Below are 2,562 nucleotides of genomic sequence, written 5' to 3'. Positions count from 1 at the left end.
GCTCGAGTATGTGGGTCGTGCTGATGAGCAGGTCAAGATCCGCGGGTATCGGATCGAGCTGGGTGAGATTCAGGCGGCGCTTGGTGCGTTGACCGGGGTGCAACAGGCGGTGGTGATCGCCCGCGAGGACCGGCCGGGGGATAGGCGGCTGGTCGGCTATGTCACCGGGACGGCGAATCCGCGCGGGATCCGCGCCGCGCTGGCCGAGCGGCTGCCGGAATATATGGTGCCGGCAGCGGTGGTGGTAGTTGAAAAGTTGCCGTTGTCGGTCAACGGCAAAATCGACAAACAGGCTCTGCCGGCGCCGGATTACGGCGAGGGTGATCGTTACCGGGCCCCGGCCACGCCCACCGAGGAGATGCTGGCCGGCATTTATGCCCAGGTCCTGGGGTTGGAGCGGGTTGGGGTCGATGATTCCTTCTTCGAGCTGGGCGGTGATTCCATTTCGGCTATCCAGGTGGTGGCCAGGGCCAGGATCGCCGGGCTGGTGTGTCGGCCGCGCGACATTTTCGTCGAGCAGACCGTGGCGCGGCTGGCGGCGGTGGTCGCGGAGCCCAGCGGCGCGCACGGCCCAGCTGATGAGGGTGACGCGTCGGTGGTGGCGACGCCGATCATGCGGTGGTTGGCCGGGGTTGCGGGGGCGGTGGAGCAGTTCAACCAGACGATGGTGGTGCAGGCTCCAGTGGGGGTGAGCGAGGCCGACGTGGTCGTGGTGGTGCAGGCATTGCTGGATCGGCATGCCATGTTGCGGTCTTGCGTCGGTGAGGATTGGTCGCTGACTGTGTCGCGGGCGGGGTCGGTGGATGCGCGTGCATGCGTGCAATCGGTGGACGCGCTGTCGGATGCGGTGTTGATTGCGGCGCGCTCGGGGTTGGACCCGGCGGCCGGGGTGATGGTGCGTGCGGTGTGGGCGCGCGATACGGGGCAGTTGGCGTTGATCGTCCATCACCTCGCCATTGATGGGGTGTCGTGGCGAATCCTGTTGGAAGACCTCAATATTGCCTGGGCGCAGCACCGTAGCGGGCAGGCGGTGGTGTTGCCGGTGGGCGGCACATCGTTTGGCCGGTGGGCTGCGTTGCTGGTCGAGCATGCACACGATCCGGGGGTGATAGCGCAGGCCGAGGTGTGGCGGCAGGTGGTGGAGACGCCCGCGGTGTTGCCGTCGGTGCAACCTTCGGTGGATACGTTCGCCACGGCTGGGCATTTGTCGGTGCAGCTGGATGTTGAGACGACCCGGCTGCTGCTTGGTGCGGTGCCGGCGGCGTTCCACGCCGGCATCCAGGACATCTTGTTGATCGCCTTCGGTTTGGCGTGCACACAGTTCTTGGGCGGCGATGGCGCCTCGATTGGGATCGACGTGGAGGGTCATGGCCGCCACGAGGAGCTGGGCGCCGACGTGGATTTGTCGCGCACGGTGGGATGGTTCACCGCGAAGTATCCGGTGTCGTTGGCGGTCGGCGGGTTGGACTGGGCGCAGGTGATCGCCGGTGCGCCGCCGCTGGGTGGGCTGGTCAAAAACGTTAAGGAACAGCTTCGCGCTCATCCGGACGGATTGAGCTATGGGCTGTTGCGTTATCTGAACGCTGAGGTTGATCTGGGTGGGCCGGATCCGGCGATCGGGTTCAACTATTTGGGGCGGTTGGCCGCGCCGGCGGCCGATGGCTTTGGGCAGGTGTGGCAGGTCAGTTCAGAGGGGTTGTCGGTGGCCGGTGTTGCGGCGCGGATTTCAATGCCGTTGGCGCACACCGTGGAACTCAATGCGGGCGCTGTCGATACCGAGGTCGGTCCTCAGCTGCATGCCAACTGGACCTGGGCGCCTTCAGCGCTGGATCATGCGCAGGTCAGTCGGTTGAGCCAGTTCTGGTTTGAGGCCCTGGCCGGCATTTGTGCGCATGTGCGTGGTGGCGGGGGCGGATTGACGCCTTCGGACATTGTGCCGGCGCGTCTTGACCAGCAGCAGATTGACCAGCTGCAGCGGCGCTACCGGGTTGCTGATGTGTTGCCGCTGACTCCGCTGCAGCAGGGGTTGTTGTTTCATGCCCGAGCCGCCCAGCACTTGGGTGATGAGGTGTATGCGGTGCAGTTGGGGATCACGGTGCGTGGTCGGCTAGATCCAGACCGGCTGCGCGATGCGGTGCAGGCCGTGGTGGCGCGTCATCCTCATCTGGCGGCCCGGTATGTCGAGCATTTCGATCAGCCGGTCCAGGTCATCCCGGCGAATCCCGAGGTGCCCTGGCGCTACGCCGAGCTGAAGGCCGGCGATGTCGAGCAGGGGGTGGAGTGGCTGTGTGCGGCCGAGCGTGCCGCGGTGTGCGCCCTTGCCGATGAGCCGCCGCTTCGGGTGGCGTTGGTGCGTACCGCGCACGAGCAGCACCGCATTGTGTTGACCAATCATCACATCGCGCTCGACGGGTGGTCGCTGCCGATTTTGCTGGGCGAAATCTTTGCCAGCTACCGCGGTCAGCGGCTGCCCGCGCCGGTGCCGTATCGCCGGTTTGTCAGCTGGCTGGCCGGTCGTGACCTTCAGGCCGCCCGCGCGGCCTGGCGTGCGGTGCTGGCCGG

1 protein-coding gene is annotated in these 2,562 nt (G+C 66.3%); it reads left to right on the top strand.

What is annotated here, in order from left to right; translation table 11 throughout:
* On the top strand, positions 1–2,562 hold a 2,562-nt coding region (locus A5686_RS22435; protein WP_231986460.1), incomplete at both ends, for a condensation domain-containing protein.

It is taken from the genome of Mycobacterium sp. E2479, from assembly GCF_001667925.1.
Lineage (GTDB): Bacteria > Actinomycetota > Actinomycetes > Mycobacteriales > Mycobacteriaceae > Mycobacterium.
This window is presented reverse-complemented; position numbering and strand designations above follow the sequence as displayed.